Genomic DNA, 20,031 nt, shown 5'->3' on the forward strand with positions numbered 1-20,031 from the left:
CTGGCATCTATAACTATACCAGCAGCTCCACCCCAAACAGTTGCCTCCCTCTTCTTCCCAGGACCCATACCAACATCGAAATCACCTGTTGGCTCAATAATAACAGTTGCAGTTTCATCATCACGTAGAGGTATCCTATCAATATCACCATAATTGACAACCTTCTCCACAGTTCTACCATCAGGCATATGGGCAGTAACCTTCACTGCAGGTCCAGGAGACTTGGCATGACCATCAAGAGCTATAACTGTCCCAAGCTTCACGATACAATCCCTCTCAAATATTTCCATGGCAGCCTTCGGATGTACAGTTGATAGGACGCCGAGATGTGGCATCATGAATATGCTATCACACATAAGCCTTGTAACACCCTTTGGCTGGAATGCATCTATCAATATGAGTGCAGCTTGTTGTCTACGTGGAGTATGGGATAATAGGCCTCCAGTTCCACCAATCAACTGGATATTCATCATGTTTATGTATGTTTCAGTCTCCATGGATTGCTCAAATATATCTGCAATAGTCCTCCTCCTCTGAACACCCCTCAAACCTCTAGCCAACAACTTATGATGCTCAAATCCAAGCCTAATGGCTTCCCTTGCAACTGCATGCTCCACAAGCAGATCATCCAATGTTTGAGGTAAAGTGGTTGGTCTAATCATTTTATTTGCCAACCTATTCCTAACCTCCCTCTCATCCATCTCAAATGGTAGCCACCTCATTATGTTAGCCACACCAGCCTCCTTCAAAACATTGGTGATACTATAGCTCATACCCAAATTCGCACTAACAGTTCTAACGAACTTCCCCTCATAAACGGAGTAAACGTTTGTTGTAGCTCCACCCAAACCTACACCCAAAACGTTAATATTCCACATCTTTGCAATAGTTCTAAACATCATACCCTCACCGGCAGGCGTTGGCATGACTGGAACCATAACCCACTCAGTTAATTTGTGATATCCGGGGGCATGAGCCATAACATGTTCCATGAACAATCTATGTATGGCATCCCTAGCAGGCTCCACAACCTCAACTTCCAGTACAGGTCTCAAATTATCCACAATGGTTAAATCAAATGTTTCGCCAAGAGTCTTCTTTATATGTTCCCTAGCATCCTTATTTCCAGCATAAACTATTGGAAGCTTGTAGCCTAATCCAAATCTTGGTTTTGGTTCAGCTGCCTTTATAAGCTCAGCCATCTCCACAACATGCTTTATAGTTCCACCATCAGTTCCACCAGCTAGTAGTATCATGTCAGGTCTTAGGAAACGCATCCTCTCAATCTTCTTATGTGGAGGTCTACCATCATCTATTGCCATAACATCCATAACTATTGCACCAGCACCAAGGGCGGCCCTCTCAGCGCTTTCAGCAGTCATGGTCTTAACGACACCTGCAACCATCATCTGCAATCCACCACCAGCACTACTCGTCGATACGTATAGATCTACACCCACATTATTCCCTTGATATGGGATTATGAGACCAGAACCATCTGGTTTTAGTAGTTTATGTCCAGTTAATTCTTCAACTTCAGTTATGGCATTCCTCAATCCCATGGTTACATCTTCAAATGGCTTCTCAACAGTGGTTGGAGCTTCACCAGCACATATAAACCTCCAAACTCCATCCACCTTCTTAAACAATCTAGCCTTCGTCGTGGTGCTACCAACATCAGTTGCTAAGGCAACTTGCATTTTCTCAACATCAAATTTCATAACTTTTACACTCATCACATACACCTAAGAAATTACTGTAAACATCATTATAGCTTAGTGTAATTTAAACTTTATTATTATTTTTTGATTGTCTACAGATGGTTATTTGAAGTGGGATTGGCAGCATCTCCGCTCCCCCCAGATTGCTTAGATTCCACAGTCTCCTCCTTAGCCCTCTCCCCTCCTGAGAAGCTTAGCTTAATGTAAGTGTTTTGAGCACACTCATTAATATTTGATTTCAACAATACTATTTTTATAGCCCAAACCACCGCTACCCCAACACTCAATATTATTAGGTTAAATTCAATTAGTGGTAGGATCACTATCAATATGAATAGTAATACTGAGATATTAAGCCTATAACCAAACCTAACGAAATCACCTTCATCTATAACGTATATCTTCGCTTCACCGAATATATCGCTATATATTAAGTCAAACCCCCTCTCCCTAGAAACTTTAGTTGTAAGCCCCCTACGCCTCATCTCCTCAGCAAACCCCTTAATGAAATCACTCCTCAAACCACCAATTTCGGGGAAAAGCCTCTCACTAACAGACACACTAACAGACATTCTGATCAAACATAGTTTATTATTGAAAGTATATTAACGTTTACTGTTGTTGTGAAGGCTTAAACTCAATGTTCAAACCATTCCTCAAAGCATCACTCAAGACCTTGCCAACATCACTGGAAATGTTAAATACTATTCTAGCACGCTTATCACACTTATACGAACCCACATATCTACCATCAACATAAACATCCATATTACATTTAGCATAATCTTTACCAAAATAGAATATTAAGCTACGCTTAGTCTCACGATAACTATAATCAACACTTCCAGAATGCATTAAAGATGAAACTCTTGGTTGAAGTTCAATTCTAACATTAAACCTCCTTTCAATGCTACTTATCAAACTCCCATTCCTACCAACTATACGTGGAATAACATCCCTATCAACCTTAACAATCACGGAATTATCTGAGATAACATCCAATTCAGCATTGGGATCGAAACGCCTAATATACCTCAATAAATCATCAAACCTCCTCCCCACATGCTTACCCCTAGCTTCCCTCCTAATTGGAACTATAACCGTTTCCTCACCAAATGCATATATCTCATATTCAACCTCACCACTCTCAAAATCCCTAACCTCAACCACAGGTCTAGCTAGATCCTCATCAGTCATACCATGAGGAACCTTAACAACCAAATCCAACTCATAAACCTTCCTGACAGATCCATCCTTAATGAATATCACGGTGTCAATGACTTGTGGTATAACACCATAATCTATCCTACCAATAAATCTATGTATGGCATCAACAGGTGAAGATGCATGAACCACACCAATCATCCCAACACCAGCAAGCCTCATATCCACGAAAACCTGGAAATCCTCAGTTTTCCTCAACTCATCAAAAACAGTGTAATCGGGTCTAACTAGCAATAGGATTTCAGCAGTCTTATAAAACTCCCCCTCCAAAGGGGCATACTGAGTTATTTCATCGTTAACCTGTAAATCCCTAGGAGACTCCATGGTCTTAACAATGGCATTCTTTGTGGAGCGATAGAATTCAGCTAGAGCTGAAGCAAATGTAGATTTACCAGCCCCAGGGGGGCCGCATATGAGTATACCCTCAGCCCTCTCCGCAAGCCTCCTCTTCAACCTATCAGATAAAGCGTAATCTTCAAGGGAAACCTTAACTATAGGTCTAACAGCCGTTATCTCCAATCCATCTGAAAATGGAGGTCTAGCTATGGCAATCCTATAATCTCCAAGTTGCACCACCATTGCACCATGCCTAACAATTTCGATGAATGCATTGCCATTGGAGTGACATCTCCTAAGTATATCCCTAACTAGATGCTCAAGCTCAGCCCTCTCACAAACACGATCCCTAATTTTAACAAGCTCCCACCTTCCAGGTCTACCACGCTTAGCATATGGTGGAACCCCCTCCTTCAAATGAACACTCATGGTGTCATTGGTGAAGAAGTCTTCAATCTTCAGATTTGCATAATCAGACTCTAAACCAATAAACCTAACCTTAACACCCTCAGCTTCAGCCACAAGTGACTGAACATAATCCATTGTGTAAAGTGTGGCAGCATACTTCTTAGCCACATCCCTAATCAAAGCATCAATCCTACCCATACCAGCCATCTTAATATCTTCAATGGATGCAATTTCACCAACAATATTGATGCTAATCCCCCTATCCCCAGCCATCCCCCTCAACTTAATAATCTCATCAAGCCCCCTGAAACCACTCTCCCTACCATTTGAAGCTTGAGCTTGCAATTCATCTAAGACTACCCTCGGAATAATTATTTCAACATCCCTAATATCCTCTTCCAAAATAATCTTGGAAAGCCTACCCTCCACCAATACACTTGTATCTGGAACTATCCTATTCACCATAAACTCCACAATACCTTAGAGAGAAGAATGTGTAAAGAAACTAATAAACTTAATTAAACCCTTGAAATACTTATCATCCTAATAACATCAGCAGTATCCTCACATTTATCAGCGGCAGCCTCAATATTCTCCACAGCCTCCTTAATCATAATCCACCTACTAATCTTCGGATAATTTTCACCCCAACTCAATATCATCATTATAAGTCCAACCCTATGATCATCAATCTTCTCCTCCAACCTCTCCACCTCCTCCGCAACATCAACAGCTTTACGTGGATCCATAACCAGAACCTCAAATGCATCTTTAAGTTTAGATGTTATTTGGAAGGATAAGTCTGCAAGCACCCTCAAACCATCACCAATATCCTTTGGAAGAATAGCCCCCCTAGCCATACAAAACTTCCTACCAGCAGACTTAGCATTTGAAGCTATATCATCTGCAGTTAAAATTAAATGCATAATCTCTTCCTTATCAGCTGGATGGAATGGCCCTTTAGAAAGCTCATCCAAAATCTTCTCCTTAACATCATCAGCATCCTTCTCCCTCTGAAATATAATTTTGAATATACGGTCAGCCTCATCGAAATTCCCATCACAAACTGCGTATACAAGATCCCTCAAAGCCGAAACAGTCGACACTATGCATTCAAAATGCACTTTAACAATATTTAAAACCTCCAACTCACGCTTCCTACCAAACCAAATAGCGGAATATGTTGGCTTGAGGTTCAATAAATCCACCACTCAAAAATAGAGGGATGAAACTATGATATAAAAGTTTCCCTCAATTAAATTTCAACGCATCAGCGTTAGTAAGGGTTTTAAATAATTCATTGATAATAAAACTGAACACGTTCCATTGACTTGTGGAGGCTGAATTGCTTGCTCGACACTACAACCATACTACTAGCAATTGGACTAGCATTATCCTTCCTCCTCTCAATAAGTATGGGGGCTAATGATGCAGCAACACCAACAGACTGCGCAGTAGGAGCAAGAGTGGTTTCCATAAGGAGAGCTATAACCCTATTCGCAATATTCACATTTATAGGGGCTGTAACGCAGGGATTCATGGTTATGAAGACTATAGGTAAGGGGGTTGTTAGCGAAATAGACATACTTGGAGCGGTCGCAATATCAATAGCAACATCAATATGGGTTTTATATTGCTCATGTAAGGGGTTGGATGTTTCAGTAACCCACACCACAATTGGAAGTGTCATTGGATATGGTTTAGCAGCCTATGGATTATCGGGAGTAAATTATGATGTACTATGGAATGTTGTTATAAGCTGGATTACATCACCACTATCTGCAATAGCACTATCATATATACTATACAAGTTAACAGCAAAAATACTAGCTGGAAAACCTTGGACGTATAGACTTGAACAGGCAATCTCAGCAATCCTAATAATGTCACTATGCTTTTCAGCGTACTCCTTCGGTGCAAATGATGTTGGAAATGCCACGGGAGCATATGTTACAGTGGCCATGAAGGTTGGTAGAATGCCAGACTACCACACAATGCTACTACTATCAATAATGGGGGCTATTGGAATAGCCATAGGGGGATTTGTTTGGGGTAAAAATGTAATTGAAACAGTTGCATTCAGGATAACTAGGATAGATGTGATTATGGGTGCAATAGCCGAATTCAGCAATGCACTAGTAGTATACCTATTCACAACAATACCATACATGATCTTTGGATATGGAATGCCAATATCAACATCCATAGCAAGCAATTCATCAATAATAGGGGTTGGATTAGCAAAAGATTATAAGGCAGTAAACTATAGAACTGTATTCAAGCTCGTCGCTGGATGGATATCAACAATCCCTGTTGCAGCAATGATCAGTGCAATTATATATATGGCGTTAAAAATGATGGTGGGGGTTCCGACGATATGAGGAAAATAGTGATCATGGGTCCACCTGGATCAGGTAAGGGGACTCAAGCAAAAATAATATCGGAGAAATATGGGCTACCACATATATCCATTGGAGACATATTGAGGGAAAACATCATGAAAAGGACTGAGCTTGGAGCCTTAGTTAAGCAGTACATTGATAGGGGGGAGCTGGTTCCAGACAACATAATAATCGAGTTAACACTCAACACACTTAGAAATATGTTGAGGGAATTTGGTGGATACATACTGGATGGATATCCAAGGACAATTGCACAAGCTGAAGCCTTAGAGCAAACGGAAATGAAGCCGGAAATAGTCATAGATATAAGGTTAAGTGAAGAGGAATGCGTTAAGAGGTTGACGAGTAGAAGGTACTGCCCAAAATGTGGTGAAATATACAACATGATACTGAAACCTCCGAGAATAGATGAAATATGCGATAAATGTGGAAGCAAACTACTGGTGAGGGAAGATGACAAGGAGGATGTTGTTAGAAGGAGGTTTAAAGAATACTACGCTAAAACCAAACCAGTTATGGAATACTATGAAAAGCTTGGAAAGCTTAGGGTTATAGATGGGAGTGGAAGCGTAGATGAAGTATCGAGGAGAATTATTGGAGAATTAGGGTTGTGATAGGGCCTTTAAAACATCATCAACATTACTTGGGACTACGGGAGGTTCACCCACAACACGTAAAGTTGCTGAAACATCTTTCAAACCAAACCCAGAAATCACGCATACCACAACATCACCCCCATCAATTATGCCAGACTCCAACAGCTTCTTAGCTAAAGCTAATGGGGCTGCTGCAGCAGGCTCCGCATAAATCCCCTCAAACCTTGCAAGCATCTTATAAGCTTCAATTATCTCATCATCAGAAACAGCTTCAACAAGACCATTACACTCCCTCAAATACCTATTTAGGAGTGGCCAGCCAACAGGATTTCCAACGGCAATAGCGCTTGCAATGGTTCTAGGCTCCATGACGGGCTCCACAAATTCACTATTGGATTTAAATGCTTTAACCATGGGAGCACATCCCTCAGCTTGGACACATGCGATCCGAGGTATACGTCCAATCCAATCAAGGTTTAAAAGCTCCTTAAACCCCTTACATGCACCTATAGCTGCAGTTCCCATACCCACAGATTGAATATACCAATCTGGAGAGCTCCAGCCAAGCTGCTCACAAATCTCGTAGGCAAGGGTCTTTTTACCCTCCTGCCTAATTGGGTTCACAACACCACCATTATATATCCATCCAAGTCTATCCGCCACAGCCTTAGCCAATCTACTTGCATCATCAAATGTCCCATCAATGAGAAGTACACGACTACCATACATCATTATAGATGCAATCTTCTCCCTAGAAGCATATTTTGGAGCTAAAACTATACTCCCAACATTAGCCAAGGCACAATATGCAGCTTGAGCAACACCAGCATTCCCAGTGGAGAACCCCACAAGTCCAGGAGCCTTCAATTCTAAAGCCCTACTAACAGCAGCTGAGGCCCCCCTATCCTTAAATGACCCTGTGGGGTTAAGTGAATCTAGTTTGAAATATAAATTCTTCAAACCTAGATTTGGACCTAAACGCCTACTCTTAATAAGTTGAGTCCAACCCTCACCCATACTGACAATATTTGAGTAATCCTCTATTGGAATGAACTCCCTATAACGCCACATATTAAACCCCCTAAGAGATATCTTAGCCTTACTCACAATAGACCCTATGACATCATAATCCATTTGAAACTCAACTATGGAACCACAATTCAAACAGAAGTTTATGTTCTGATGATAATCAAATTCACATCCACACCTAACACACTTCAAAGAAGCAATCCTACTGGGCAAATAAATCACCACAAATAGACTATACACCACAACAATATAACCACTACTATGGGATTCAAAAACGTTAAAAACAAATCACATAAGTACATTTAATTGAGGTGAAATTGTTTGGGAACTGAAAATTCACGTAAACTATATGAACGTGCAATGAAGGTTATGCCTGCAGGGGTTAGTTACGCGATAAGATACTTTGAACCATACCCAATATACGTAAAGAGGGCAAGTGGATGCAGAGTATATGATGTGGATGGAAACGAATATGTGGATTACTGGGTTGGTCATGGTGCACTAATAATGGGACACAACCCACCAATAATGCTGAAGGCTTTAAGGGGAATAATAGAAGTTGGAACACACTTCGGACTACCACATGAATATGAAGTGGAATTTGCAGAGCAAGTTGTAAAGATGGTTCCAAGTGCAGAGATGGTTAGATTCACAAATAGTGGTACAGAAGCCAACATGTACGCCATAAGATTGGCGAGGGCATACACGAAGAGGGTGAAGATAGGTAAGATGGAGGGGGGATGGCATGGAGGGTATGATGCACTACACGTTGCAGTAAACTACCCATTCGAAAAACCAGAATCAGCTGGACTAACTGAGGGGGCAACGAAAGACACAATCCCCCTACCATTCAACGATCTTGAAACAATAAGTAAAGTTATGAGGGGGAATGAGCTTGCATGCATAATAGTTGAACCAATACTTGGAGCTGGAGGATGCATACCCCCAGAAGATGGATTCCTACAAGGATTAAGGGAACTATGCGACGACTACGATACACTACTAATATTCGATGAAGTAATAACTGGATTCAGACTATCACCTGGAGGGGCTCAACAATATTATGGCGTTAAACCAGACATAACAGTGTTGGGGAAAGCTGTGGGTGGAGGTGGGTTAAGCATAGGAGCTGTATGTGGTAGGAGAGATATTATGGAGCTAATGGATCACATAAAATACAAGGATAAGAGTGAAAGGGTATTCCATGGGGGGACATACGTTGCAAATCCATTGGTAAGCTACGTTGGAACAATAATGCTTAGGGAGTATGAAAAGGGATACATATATCCACATATAAACAAGCTTGGGGAGAAGCTTAGAAATGGATTAGAGGAAGTTTTCAGCAAGTACAATGTAAATGCACATACAACTGGAGATGGATCCATGGTTGGAATACACTTCACAAAGAAGAAGCCGAAGAATGCTAGAGAAGCAAGTGAGGGGAAGAATGAAGAGTTAGCTAAGGAGTATCATAGATTCCTATTGGAAAATAAAATAATAGTTGTGAAACCCACACTACCACATACATTCATAAGCTACGCCCATACGGAAAGAGAGATACAGCAACTCATAGATGTAACAGAGGAATTTGCAAAGAAACATAAGGGGGAATAATTTTCCCTAACCCCCAACAACATATTCCCCTAAACTTGATGAACAAATGGGACACTTCATATGAAGCTTAACACTGCAAATACCACAAAATATATGCTTCTTACCACAAACATAGAAATCATCTGACACGAAAACCTTTTTACCACACCTAATACATCGCCCCACAAGGATTGTCATGAAAACACCCCATAAAAATTGAAAAACTTAAATATAAGCATAATCATAGGAGCGGAAATAGCAATAATAAAGGAAATATAATGAAAACTAAATAACTATAAGTGTGAAGAAGATTGATTTTTGGAAGATAAAAAGCTACTCAGGAGTAAGGGGGATATATGGATTAGAATTAACCCCTGAAACCACATACTACCTAGCCAATGCATATGCCTCCATAATGAAAACCCATAAAGTCATTGTTGGTAGAGATACAAGACCATCGGGAATCCCACTAAAACATTCAACAATATCAGGATTAACATTAGCTGGATGCAAAGTAATTGACGTGGACATTGCACCAACACCAGCAATACTATACTTCACGGAGAAATTGAAAATGGATGGTGGAATAATAATTTCAGCTTCACACAACCCCCCAGAATATAATGCAATGAAAATGTCCGATGAAAATGGGATACTAATATGGGATGACAAACTAGATGAAATAATAAGGAGAGCTGAGGAGGGAGAACTGGAAATATCAAAGAACCCTGGAACAGTAGAATGCAAAGACATAAATGATGGATACATAGAAGCAGTTATAAAATTCATGGGCATGGAGAATATTGGAAACAGCAAATTAAAGGTTGTTGTAGATCCAGGTGGAGGGGCAGGCTCCCTAACAACACCAAAAATGCTATCAAAACTGGGTTGCAAAGTAATCTCAATAAACGCCATACCAGGAAAATTCAATAGACCAATAGAACCAACAGAAGAAGCTCTCAAAGAAACTTCAAAGATAGTGAAATCCATAAGTGCAGACTTGGGATTAGCACACGATTGCGATGCAGATAGACTCGTATGCATAGACGATACTGGCAGAGTAATAGGGGAAGACTATAGCATGGCAATAGCATTAAAACACATACTCAAAAGGAGGAGGGTAAGTGGAATAGTGATAAATGTAGCTTCATCAAAAGTTCTACAAGATATAGCAGAAGAATATGGAGTGAAAGTATACTGGTCAAAAGTTGGAGAAGCAAACATGATAAAAACAATGATGGAAACCAATAGTGAAATAGGAGTTGAAGGAAGTAGTGGAGGACTAATAATGAAAGAATTCCACATGGCAAGAGATGGAGCAATAGCGGCACTGGCAATAATAGGGGAAATAATGGAAAGTAGAAGGAAATTGTCGGAAATAGTATCTGAAATGCCAAAATACCACATGATAAAAACAAGCATACAAAAAGGTAATGTGAACTTAGAAGATAAAATTGATAAACTGAAAATTCTGGGAGAAATAAGCTTAATGGATGGAGTGAAAATATCATCAGAAGATTGGTGGGCACTAATAAGACCATCAAGAACGGAACCAAAAATAAGAATAATTGTAGAAGCAAAGGATAGGGGGAAAGCCTTAGAAACTGTTAAAAGAGTGGTTGATATAATATCAAATTGAATAGATAATCATGATGAACGAAATAAAAATACTTGAAATAAGGAGAGACGACAAAATAATAGAATTAACAAACGAGCACCTTAGAGTTAGAGAAGGGCCCTTCATAGATAGAACTAGAAGAATAGGCATACCGAGGGAAAGATGGTTTGCAAGGGAGGAATATCAACTAACCTTGGAAAATGAAATACCAATAAACAAAATAGTCACAGTAAACTATGAACGTGGAAAATTGAGAATACTATGGATGAAGAGGGAAGGGGAAAGATTCGAGAAACCGGAAGAATGTGAAATTAAGTTAATGGCATATGAAGCTGAATTAATAATGGAAGTTTTAAATAGGTTGAAGAAGGGGGAAGACCCAATAATACTAGCAAAGGAATATTCACAAACATTCATTGGATATAGGGAAGAAATACCTGAAGCAGACATTATAGTTAGCATAGAAGGAGACTACGTGAAAATAGAGAGTGGGGAGATGAATAGAATAATTAGCTATAGGTACATAGTACCATATGTAGCATCACTATTTGGAAGGTTATCAGAAATATATGCTGAAAGGATACCAATAAATGAGATATCAAACGTTGAAATGGAAGTATACGTTAAGAGTTCCGGGGAAAACGAATATCATGTAAAAATAGCATTGAAGAACGGTAAAATCAAAGATATAAACTTCCATAAGTGGAAGGATAAAGCTGAAACATTTACAAACACCTTAAATAAAATATTAACATCATTGAAGAAGTATAGGGATAAAGAGGAGAGGATAAGATACGAAATACAATACAAACCATTATATGAAGAAGAGGGGGTTAAACGTATAACCAGTAATCTAAAATCCATAGCAGCACCAACACTAATGATATTCCTAATACTAGCAACACTAGCCAGCCAATATATAGGTAGAGATTTAGAAACAATGATACTAGTATTAATACTATCAATTGTGCTTGGAGCTATATGGAAGAAGATTAGGGGATGAGGAAACCCATTTATACAGAAAAGAAACAGACAATATTAACAGTGATTTAAATGGGGTATGGAGCGCAAAGCGAATATGGAAAATTGAAAAGTGTGTTAATGCATATTCCAGGGGAAGAAGTAAACATAGTTAATGGAAGTAATAGGGAAGATTACCTCTTCAGGGAAGTGCCAGACCTAGATAAATTTAGGGAGGAGCACGAGAAATTCGTTAAGATACTCAAAGAGGAAGGGGTTAAAGTATATCTAGTGGAAGAGGAAGTTGATGGAGAATTACTTGAAGCTACAAAATTATGTCCAAACATGGTATTCACAAGAGACACAGGAACAGTAACAAAGAATGGAGCTATAATAGGGAGAATGAAACATCATGCGAGGAGCGTTGAACCAATAATAGTTATGGAAGCATTGAAGAATATAGGCGTTCCAATACAAATGGTAATGGATGCACCAGCAATATTTGAAGGTGGAGATGCCGTATGGTTAAATGAAGAAACATTAATGATAGGTTATGGACCTAGAACCAATGAAGAAGCTGTAAAGAGGATATTGATGGATGGACTTGGTAAAACCTTCAAAAACTTAATTTCAGTTCCACTACCAATGAGGAGAGTGCACTTAGATGGGGGACTTATGATACTTTCAAACAACGTTGCTGTAACTAGAATTGAAGATATATCCATGTATCCATCAAAAATGTACATGGAGGATGGCAAAATCAGAATAATAAATTTAGCTAAATGGTTAATGGAGAAGGGCTACGAACTAATAACTGTAACCGATAGGGAAGATAGGATGTTTGGAGCAAATCTAGTGGCAATAGGCGATAGGAAGGTGTTATCGTATATATGGAATAGGAGGATTATGAGGGAACTTGAAAGGAGGGGTTTTGACGTTATAGGAGTTGAAGGATACGAATTGGTTAAAGGTGGAGGAGGATTGCACTGCATGATACTACCAATAGAAAGGGAAAGCATTAAGATTTAATACTCCTCCAAAAACCACACATAACCTTAACTGGGCAAGCATCATGCCTTGGATTCCTAGCAGTGCAAAACTGTCTACCAAGAGCTATGAGTAACAAGTGTAGACGAAGATAATCTGATGCCCTATACATCTTCATCCAAACACCCCTAATTTCTTCATAATCAGCATTAGCGCTTACAATTCCAAGCCTCTTGGAAACTCTAGTGATATGTGTATCCACTGGGAATGTTGGACATTTACCAGTAAAAAGCAGTATTACATCCGCAGTTTTAGCTCCAACACCTGGAAGAAGCATTAAAGCACGTCTAGCTTCATCACAAGGTAAATTTAAAATGTTATTCAGATCACCATCATAGTGTTCACAAATTATCCTTGATAATTCAATGATCTTAACTGCACGTTTAACATTCATACCAGCAGGTTTAATTAGCTCAGATAAAGTTTCAATTGGAATATTGCTTAAAGTTTTAGCATCAACATTAAACTTTGAAGATAGATTATTGTATGCCTTTATGGCATTCCTATCATTAGTATTCTGGGAGAGTATGGTCATTATTAGGAGTTTGAATGGATCTGATGAGCGATGAGCAATTACAGCAGCATAACTTTCATAATCCAATTTCACACCATCAGACAGCATCTTCAAAAACAATTTTGGATCGAAAAACTCCATGAAACCCACATAAAATACTATAAATCATCACATAAGAAATAGTTTACCATACAAAACCAAGTGAAAACTTAAGTTTCCAAAACCCTTAAATGCACAGTACGCAATAAATCATCAATCGGTGCATTAAAATGAAGAGGAAGCAATATAATGGTTATAAATCATTCCAGTATCTTGAATCAAACAAGGATTATAAAGCCTTCAAACTGACAAAGGAGATAGATAGAGTTCCATCTAGGAATATAGAATTAAGTAAAAACGAGGAGGAAAGGGTTGAAGAGATCTTGGAGAAATATATTGTCATATCACTACACGACCACTCCACAGTATTCCCAGAAAACCCACAAGAAATATTACCATACGTGAGGGAGGGGAGAATGTTCACAGGATACGAGGGACTTGCAATTTCGGGTATAGACGTAATTTTCGATGGACTATTCGATGGTATAGGGTTAGCGCCATCAAGAGACCCTTGGAGTTGGGATAACGTAGTTTACCAAATTGGGATGTTCACTTCAGACATAGACCACCAAAACCTGGCATTCATAGTTAGGAGAATTGAAGATGTAGAGAAAGCCCATAGAGAGGGGAAGATAGGGGTAGTTATCCATATGGAAGGCACTCCTAGGATTGGTGAAGAAATAGATAGAGTTGATGTGCTGTATGGATTGGGTGTTAGATGCATGGGGATAACATATAGTAAGGGGAATGAGTTTGGAAGCGGCCTTGCAGATAAATACGATAAAGGACTTACAGACTTAGGCTACAAACTTGTTGAGAGGATGAATAAAATTGGAATGGCAATAGATATAGCTCATTCAAGTGATAAAACATCCATGGATGTAATTGAAGCAAGTAAGAAACCAGTTTTCATAACACATGCAGGTGCAAGGAAGCTGTGGCCAACGAGAAGAATGAAACCCGATGAAGTTATACAGGCATTAGCTGAGAAGGGGGGAGTAATTGGAGTGGAAGCTTCACCACACACAACACTAACACTTGAAGACAGGAGGCATAGCATAGAAACCGTGATGAAACACTTCCAATACATAGAAAAGCTGGTGGGAATAGATTACGTTGCCTTCGGGCCGGACACATTATTCGGAGACCACGTAGCACTACACAAAGTATTTACAAGAGAACTATCATTAACTGAAACAAGAACTAAGGAACTGGAATACCAGGAAGTTGAATATGTAGATGGCTTAGAAAACCCATCACAATTCAAAAATATAGTTAGATGGCTTGTGAAAAATGGGTATAGTGATGAAGAAATAGGTAAGGTTATTGGAGGAAACGTCCTAAGAGTTCTTAGGGAGGTATGGTAAAGTCGCTGGATTTAATATTATTCAGCTACTTCTCCAACCTATATTTTGTTAATCTTGAACCTAGAATGGAGTTACATGGAACATATACAAGCTTGTTATCATCAGTTGACAGCACAACATATAGTGCTGTAATATCCTCAACTCTACCAGCAACTCCACCAACTTCAATCCTATCACCTATCTTAAATGGCCTTGACAATAATAATAGTATTCCAGCAATAACCTGCCCCAAACTCTGTTGTGAAGCATAACCGATTAACATACCGATAAAGCCACCTAGGGCAACGCCAGCTGTGGGATTTGATAAAGCCCCGGCAAGGGTTGTTAACATAGCCCCCACACCCAATAGTCTAAATAGGCTTCTCATAGCAGCTGCCGTTGCATGATCGTACTTAGACCTAATAGACCAGTAAATTAATTCAGAGAAGTATTGTATGATTAAATATCCAAAGCATAGTCCCAAGGAAATGTCAATGTAAATCTTATATCCAGATATATCAATATTGAGAAATGCTACTAAAACGTAGCTTACAATGTACTGTGTTAATGCTGAAGTTAATAGGTATAATATGATTGTGGCAATGAACTTGCGTAATGCATTTCTAAATCCTTTACGAACATCACTGGACATAACTCACTCAATAAGGAATCTGCATAATATTGCTTAAGCATTTCGTTTCTATGGATTTCATCCCTCTTTTTAAATTATGATGTTTATTGTTTTTAAATTGCATTAGAAGTCATTTCCTAATCCATCTATCAGCATCCCTAACAGTATACTTTTCCACACACTTCTTTAATGCATCACCCATATCAATGCCATAATAGTTGGATATACATGTTAATGCAAATAAGACGTCTCCAATTTCTTCCACAAGAGCTTTCATATTACCGCAGCCTTTACCACCTTCAATTGAATTTAAAGCTTTAGCCAACTCGCCAATCTCTTCAACCAGTGCAGCAAGCATAGATAAGGGACTCCAATACCCTCCACCAAACTTTTTAATCCAATCATCAACCATGCGTTGAATGTCTGAAATCTTTAATTCACTCATGGATAACACTATAAATCATTGTGATTCAAAAACTTTTACACCCTTACTCTCAATAATCCCCCTAAACACTTTGAAGTAGTCTAAATTCATACCAATAGCTTCAGGAGGCATTAAACCCTTCCCTGTAATAATTCCATCCAAAACCATTTTTGCTATAGTGGATTGCGTGAAACCAGTAACTTTAGCCATGGCAGTCATTTTCAATGAATGATCATATTTAATATCCATGAAGAATTTCTTGCAAACACCAGTATTGGAGTAAGCTTCAATGTACATCACCACACGATCTTCAATATCACTAAGCAAAACTCTACGCAAAATTTTGGCGGTTAAAACGTTCATTGGAATTTCAAATCCATCAACCCTAAAGAGTTCACGACTTAACATTCCAATCTTCTTAAGTGAACTCATTATCTCCAAATGCCCCTTATATCTCAAAACATACTCTACAAGCTCTTGAACTCCACTGAAAGTTTTAAGCATAGTTCGAATACCATCACAAACAAAATATTCAAAGAGACCAAGACCTGGAATATTTATTTCACCAGTATTCGATAATGGATCTAAAGAGACTTCAGAACCATTAATTATGGCTCTAGCAGGCCTAATATACTCATCAATTAAATCTTCAACAGACCATGTTAACGCCAAGCCCAATGGAGCATTTGGATTCAGCGAAAGACCCCCATCATATATTCTACCAATCTTTAACCCTCCAAACTTTGAATGGAAGTAGCCTAAGAATATATTGCTTAAACCGGGCACCCATCCAGCATCCACAATTATTAGGGAACCCTTCTCCCTTGCAATAGAGTCAAGGGGCCATGGAGATTCGGGGAAAAATGATACATCCACAATATTAACACCCAACTTCAATAAATTACTCAAAACACTATATGCAATGGAACCTGGCAATGCAGTTATAATTACATTGAAACCATGCAACTTATTAAGTGAGGAAATTTTTGAGACATCCAACTTTAAGGTTTCCAAACCAAACTTACTGGAAGCATATTTCAACCTTTCATCAGATATATCAATAACTTTTGGGTGAATACCAGAATTAATTAGATCTATAGCTACCGCTTGACCGATATTTCCAAAACCAATTAAAGCCACTTCACCCATTCCAATCACATTCAAAAGTAAAATGTGATTGAAAACAGATTAAATAATTTATTGTCATTCATATTTTATGCGTGGCTCTTCAAAGTAGTGTAAGATTAATATTGCATTAATCCATCCAACAATGGATGGAATTATGAAAACCAATCTTTTAGATACACTACCATAAATGTAACCACCAATTAACCCTCCAAACATCGTTGCTATATTGTTAATTAGACTGAAGGAAGCCATTATCCTCCCACGATATTCACGGGGCATATAATCGGCAAACAGTGCTGAAGAAGCTGGTGCAGAAGCTGCGGATAGAAACGTCGAAAGAATAAGCCAGAAATACACTTCAACCCAGCTCTTACTATATGCAAATCCTATATTTGTTATTGGAGATATGAAAGCTGATGGAATTATGAATTTCAATCTACCAAAACGTTCTGAAACATCAGACATAGCAGCAAATGTTGGGCTTACAACCATATTCTCAAATCGCCTAATACTATCAAGGACCCCCCAACTGGATTTACTCAAACCAATAACGTTAACTGCATAATCAACCCAATAGGGACCTGCAGCAGCCCCAAACATCGTACCAGTAAAACTTATTATAAGCCAAACCTTAAGGGGCTTACTCATATGATCAAGTGGAGGAACAACATTACGTAAAATTTCCGACACAGACACACGGCTACGCATACCCCCAGAAGCCGTTATTAAAGTTTCCTTCAAATACTTAATTCTAATAAGGAATGCCGTTGTTCCACAGAGGAATGTTATGAAGTGGAATATACGCATCATATAAACTATACCATATAAGTCAATTAACCCCCCAGCAATTATTGGTGATATTAAACCAAACATTGGTGGTAGGATTTGCCATGCAGCATAAGCCAAAGCCCTCTTACTTACAGGAGTGGAATCAGCTATCAAAGCACTGAAGGCAGGCTCCCTAAGCCCTCCAATAAAACCATCATATATCCTTTGTGGTATAGCATACCTCCAATCCGGAATTAAAGCAATATATAGATCTTCAATTGCAACTGCAAAACTTAAATGGGCAACGAGAAACCTCCTACCAATCCTATCAGCAAGATAACCCCCAATAACAAGGGAGAATATTCTTGCAAAACTCCATAGGGCAGTTAAATACCCTATATCTGCATATGATGCTCCAAGGCCAAGATAATACAGTGTGTCGAAGGGGGCTGCAAGAGAACCTCCAAAAGTCCATATCCCACTACTAACAATCATTACAAGAAGATTTCCACGTAAAACTTCACCCATAGATCCAATGGCAATGAGGGGATTCCTCCTCCTATCACCGCCCATCACTAAACACCACTACACAAACAAATCATAATATGGAAGTATGTGATGGAAATAAAGTTTTAGTTTCAATGCCAATGAAAAGTAATAAATAAGTGTATAGGTAAAGATATTATTAAGATTGAAAATGCCTGTAAAAGCATTCGTATTAATAAATACTCAGATTGGGTCTGAGGAAGAGGTACTTAAAGACTTGAAAGGTTTAGAGGAGGTGGAGGAGGCACATATAGTTTATGGAGTTTATGATATAGTGGCGAAGGTGACTGCCGAAGATATAAATAAACTTAGAGATATAGTGACAATGAAGATTAGGAAGATGAAGAAGATAATGTCAACGACAACCATGATTGTCATAGAAGAAAGGAGGAAGTAGGAGGGGTTAATTGGGGGTTAACTCAAACTTTACATTCTCAGACTTAACTATGACCCTATTAAATCCATCAAAATTTTTCTCAACAACCCCCATATTAAACACTTGAACCCCATACTTCTCACATATACTGGCTATGGAATCAAGAATGCTTGGCTCAACAATAACCACAAAACCCACACCCATATTGAAAACCGAATACATATCCCTCCAATCAGACCTACAAACCCTCTGAATCAACTTGAATATTGGTGGAGGTTCTGGTAGATTATTAATTACATAGTTAACGCTATATCCAACCTTTAACATCTTTGTAAATCCACCACCAGTTATATGAACCATGCCATGCACATAACCACCATATGATGATAATATTTCGGCAATTATTGGTGCATATATCCTTGTTGGTGAAGACAAAGCCTCCATTAATGTCATTCCAAGTTCATCAACATATGAATCCAATTTGTAAGGTCCAGAGTATCGTAAACGATTATTTGGATCGAAGGTTTCAGGGTACTTTGAAGCATAATACTCATTTAAGAGTACATGTCTAGCTAGAGTCAAACCATTACACATGATCCCACTATTCTCAATATGCTCATATTTAGCCTTCCCAGAACTGCTCAAACCTAGAATTACATCCCCACTATTGATCTTCATCCCATCAATAATATCTTTGCAATCACCTTCCCCATAAACTGCTCCAGCAACATCAATTGTCATCAATTGATCTGGCATATCTGCAGTTTCACCACCAACGAAGATTGGCGTAAAGGATTTCGACGATTCACTTAACCCTACAAGTGTTTGTAAAGTTTTGGAGAAACCGGAGGCTATATACTTGAGGACACTCTCCCTATCAAGCCTAAATGGGTTCAATGCAATATAATCCACAAAAAGCATAGGCTTAACCCCAACTGCAACAATATCATCTAAATTCATTGCTAAAACATCTTGAGCTAAATGCTGGAAGAAGCTGTAGTCACCAAACTCCTTGCAAATTAAATATGCAATTATAGGTTTACTTCCAGCACCATCAACATGTAAAGTTACACATCTCCCATCACTCAACTTTAAAACATTGGTAAACGCATGGGGGAAGGAGCTCTGCACCACACTTTCAATGATCTTAACAGCCTTCTTTGAAGCATCAATACCCATAGAACCATATATTTGAGACATAAACCAGCTCCAAAGAATATTCTGGAAAACAAGTATTTAACGGTGCCCTCAACATCAAAGAACAA

Annotated in this window: 19 protein-coding genes; 8 read left to right on the top strand and 11 right to left on the bottom strand. The window is 38.8% G+C overall.

Translation table 11 applies throughout. The features are described 5' to 3' along the window. From MRT15_RS02155 to MRT15_RS02170, 4 genes are all read right to left on the bottom strand, one after another. A partial coding sequence (locus MRT15_RS02155) for a glutamate mutase L (RefSeq protein ID WP_304327485.1) occupies positions 1–1,736 on the bottom strand: 1,736 nt, incomplete at its 3' end. A gap of 77 nt (positions 1,737–1,813) precedes the next feature. Next, positions 1,814–2,293, bottom strand: a complete 480-nt coding sequence (locus MRT15_RS02160) for a hypothetical protein (RefSeq protein ID WP_304327487.1) — start codon at positions 2,291–2,293, stop codon at positions 1,814–1,816. Between the two features lie 40 nt (positions 2,294–2,333). Continuing rightward, complete coding sequence (locus MRT15_RS02165; RefSeq protein ID WP_304327489.1) at positions 2,334–4,154, bottom strand: PINc/VapC family ATPase; 1,821 nt, start codon at positions 4,152–4,154, stop codon at positions 2,334–2,336. Positions 4,155–4,207: 53 nt separating this feature from the next. Beyond that, complete coding sequence (locus MRT15_RS02170; RefSeq protein ID WP_304327490.1) at positions 4,208–4,888, bottom strand: DUF47 domain-containing protein; 681 nt, start codon at positions 4,886–4,888, stop codon at positions 4,208–4,210. Between the two features lie 150 nt (positions 4,889–5,038). Here MRT15_RS02170 and MRT15_RS02175 point away from each other — a divergent pair, with 150 nt between their 5' ends. Continuing rightward, positions 5,039–6,070 (top strand): inorganic phosphate transporter, encoded by a 1,032-nt coding sequence (locus MRT15_RS02175; RefSeq protein WP_304327492.1) that lies wholly within the window; start codon positions 5,039–5,041, stop codon positions 6,068–6,070. Then, positions 6,067–6,705, top strand: coding sequence for an adenylate kinase (locus tag MRT15_RS02180; protein ID WP_304327494.1), 639 nt, complete (start codon positions 6,067–6,069; stop codon positions 6,703–6,705). The genes MRT15_RS02175 and MRT15_RS02180 overlap by 4 nt, the downstream gene beginning before the upstream one ends. Here MRT15_RS02180 and MRT15_RS02185 read toward each other — a convergent pair. Beyond that, the gene (locus tag MRT15_RS02185) at positions 6,694–7,929 is read right to left on the bottom strand and encodes a threonine synthase (protein WP_304327496.1); all 1,236 of its coding nucleotides are present in this window, start codon (positions 7,927–7,929) and stop codon (positions 6,694–6,696) included. The genes MRT15_RS02180 and MRT15_RS02185 overlap by 12 nt on opposite strands. Before the next feature lie 108 nt (positions 7,930–8,037). On the opposite strand from MRT15_RS02185, the gene MRT15_RS02190 reads away from it, so the two are divergent. The 4 genes from MRT15_RS02190 (at position 8,038) to MRT15_RS02205 (ending at position 12,916) form a co-directional block, all read left to right on the top strand. Then, positions 8,038–9,330, top strand: a complete 1,293-nt coding sequence (locus MRT15_RS02190) for an aspartate aminotransferase family protein (RefSeq protein WP_304327498.1) — start codon at positions 8,038–8,040, stop codon at positions 9,328–9,330. Between the two features lie 280 nt (positions 9,331–9,610). Next, positions 9,611–10,948: a phosphoglucosamine mutase gene (glmM, locus tag MRT15_RS02195; RefSeq protein ID WP_304327500.1), complete on the top strand. Its 1,338-nt coding sequence runs from the start codon at positions 9,611–9,613 to the stop codon at positions 10,946–10,948. Positions 10,949–10,958: 10 nt separating this feature from the next. Further along, the gene (locus MRT15_RS02200; RefSeq protein ID WP_304327502.1) at positions 10,959–11,930 is read left to right on the top strand and encodes a hypothetical protein; all 972 of its coding nucleotides are present in this window, start codon (positions 10,959–10,961) and stop codon (positions 11,928–11,930) included. Positions 11,931–11,980: 50 nt separating this feature from the next. Next, positions 11,981–12,916, top strand: a complete 936-nt coding sequence (locus MRT15_RS02205) for a dimethylarginine dimethylaminohydrolase family protein (protein ID WP_304327504.1) — start codon at positions 11,981–11,983, stop codon at positions 12,914–12,916. Here MRT15_RS02205 and nth read toward each other — a convergent pair. Next, positions 12,906–13,589 (bottom strand): endonuclease III, encoded by a 684-nt coding sequence (nth, locus tag MRT15_RS02210; protein WP_304327505.1) that lies wholly within the window; start codon positions 13,587–13,589, stop codon positions 12,906–12,908. The genes MRT15_RS02205 and nth overlap by 11 nt on opposite strands. Before the next feature lie 128 nt (positions 13,590–13,717). On the opposite strand from nth, the gene MRT15_RS02215 reads away from it, so the two are divergent. Further along, positions 13,718–14,914 (top strand): dipeptidase, encoded by a 1,197-nt coding sequence (locus tag MRT15_RS02215; protein ID WP_304327507.1) that lies wholly within the window; start codon positions 13,718–13,720, stop codon positions 14,912–14,914. A gap of 25 nt (positions 14,915–14,939) precedes the next feature. Here the strand turns inward: MRT15_RS02215 and MRT15_RS02220 are convergent, their stop codons facing one another. From MRT15_RS02220 to MRT15_RS02235, 4 genes are all read right to left on the bottom strand, one after another. Further along, positions 14,940–15,545, bottom strand: coding sequence for a mechanosensitive ion channel domain-containing protein (locus tag MRT15_RS02220; RefSeq protein WP_304327509.1), 606 nt, complete (start codon positions 15,543–15,545; stop codon positions 14,940–14,942). Positions 15,546–15,654: 109 nt separating this feature from the next. Beyond that, on the bottom strand, positions 15,655–15,969 hold the full coding sequence (locus MRT15_RS02225) for a nucleotide pyrophosphohydrolase (RefSeq protein WP_304327511.1): 315 nt from the start codon (positions 15,967–15,969) through the stop codon (positions 15,655–15,657). A 15-nt stretch (positions 15,970–15,984) separates the two neighbouring features. Then, the gene (locus tag MRT15_RS02230; protein WP_304327513.1) at positions 15,985–17,097 is read right to left on the bottom strand and encodes a saccharopine dehydrogenase family protein; all 1,113 of its coding nucleotides are present in this window, start codon (positions 17,095–17,097) and stop codon (positions 15,985–15,987) included. A gap of 54 nt (positions 17,098–17,151) precedes the next feature. Further along, on the bottom strand, positions 17,152–18,417 hold the full coding sequence (locus MRT15_RS02235) for an MFS transporter (RefSeq protein ID WP_304327515.1): 1,266 nt from the start codon (positions 18,415–18,417) through the stop codon (positions 17,152–17,154). Positions 18,418–18,541: 124 nt separating this feature from the next. Here MRT15_RS02235 and MRT15_RS02240 point away from each other — a divergent pair, with 124 nt between their 5' ends. Then, positions 18,542–18,787, top strand: a complete 246-nt coding sequence (locus tag MRT15_RS02240; RefSeq protein WP_304327517.1) for an Lrp/AsnC ligand binding domain-containing protein — start codon at positions 18,542–18,544, stop codon at positions 18,785–18,787. 6 nt (positions 18,788–18,793) lie between these two features. On the opposite strand, the gene MRT15_RS02245 is transcribed toward MRT15_RS02240, so the two are convergent. Beyond that, the gene (locus MRT15_RS02245) at positions 18,794–19,966 is read right to left on the bottom strand and encodes an AIR synthase related protein (RefSeq protein ID WP_304327518.1); all 1,173 of its coding nucleotides are present in this window, start codon (positions 19,964–19,966) and stop codon (positions 18,794–18,796) included. Positions 19,967–20,031 lie beyond the last annotated feature (65 nt).

Source organism: Candidatus Culexarchaeum yellowstonense (assembly GCF_024707025.1).
Classification (GTDB): domain Archaea; phylum Thermoproteota; class Methanomethylicia; order Culexarchaeales; family Culexarchaeaceae; genus Culexarchaeum.

Coding starts and splice junctions, on each gene's coding strand:
- MRT15_RS02230 (WP_304327513.1), bottom strand. CDS start 17,097: ATGGGTGAAGTGGCTTTAATTGGTTTTGGAAATATCGGTCAAGCGGTA.
- nth (WP_304327505.1), bottom strand. CDS start 13,589: ATGGAGTTTTTCGATCCAAAATTGTTTTTGAAGATGCTGTCTGATGGT.
- MRT15_RS02220 (WP_304327509.1), bottom strand. CDS start 15,545: ATGTCCAGTGATGTTCGTAAAGGATTTAGAAATGCATTACGCAAGTTC.
- MRT15_RS02235 (WP_304327515.1), bottom strand. CDS start 18,417: ATGGGCGGTGATAGGAGGAGGAATCCCCTCATTGCCATTGGATCTATG.
- MRT15_RS02215 (WP_304327507.1), top strand. CDS start 13,718: ATGAAGAGGAAGCAATATAATGGTTATAAATCATTCCAGTATCTTGAA.
- MRT15_RS02180 (WP_304327494.1), top strand. CDS start 6,067: ATGAGGAAAATAGTGATCATGGGTCCACCTGGATCAGGTAAGGGGACT.
- MRT15_RS02225 (WP_304327511.1), bottom strand. CDS start 15,969: ATGAGTGAATTAAAGATTTCAGACATTCAACGCATGGTTGATGATTGG.
- MRT15_RS02240 (WP_304327517.1), top strand. CDS start 18,542: ATGCCTGTAAAAGCATTCGTATTAATAAATACTCAGATTGGGTCTGAG.
- MRT15_RS02160 (WP_304327487.1), bottom strand. CDS start 2,293: ATGTCTGTTAGTGTGTCTGTTAGTGAGAGGCTTTTCCCCGAAATTGGT.
- MRT15_RS02245 (WP_304327518.1), bottom strand. CDS start 19,966: ATGTCTCAAATATATGGTTCTATGGGTATTGATGCTTCAAAGAAGGCT.
- MRT15_RS02165 (WP_304327489.1), bottom strand. CDS start 4,154: ATGGTGAATAGGATAGTTCCAGATACAAGTGTATTGGTGGAGGGTAGG.
- MRT15_RS02200 (WP_304327502.1), top strand. CDS start 10,959: ATGATGAACGAAATAAAAATACTTGAAATAAGGAGAGACGACAAAATA.
- MRT15_RS02205 (WP_304327504.1), top strand. CDS start 11,981: ATGGGGTATGGAGCGCAAAGCGAATATGGAAAATTGAAAAGTGTGTTA.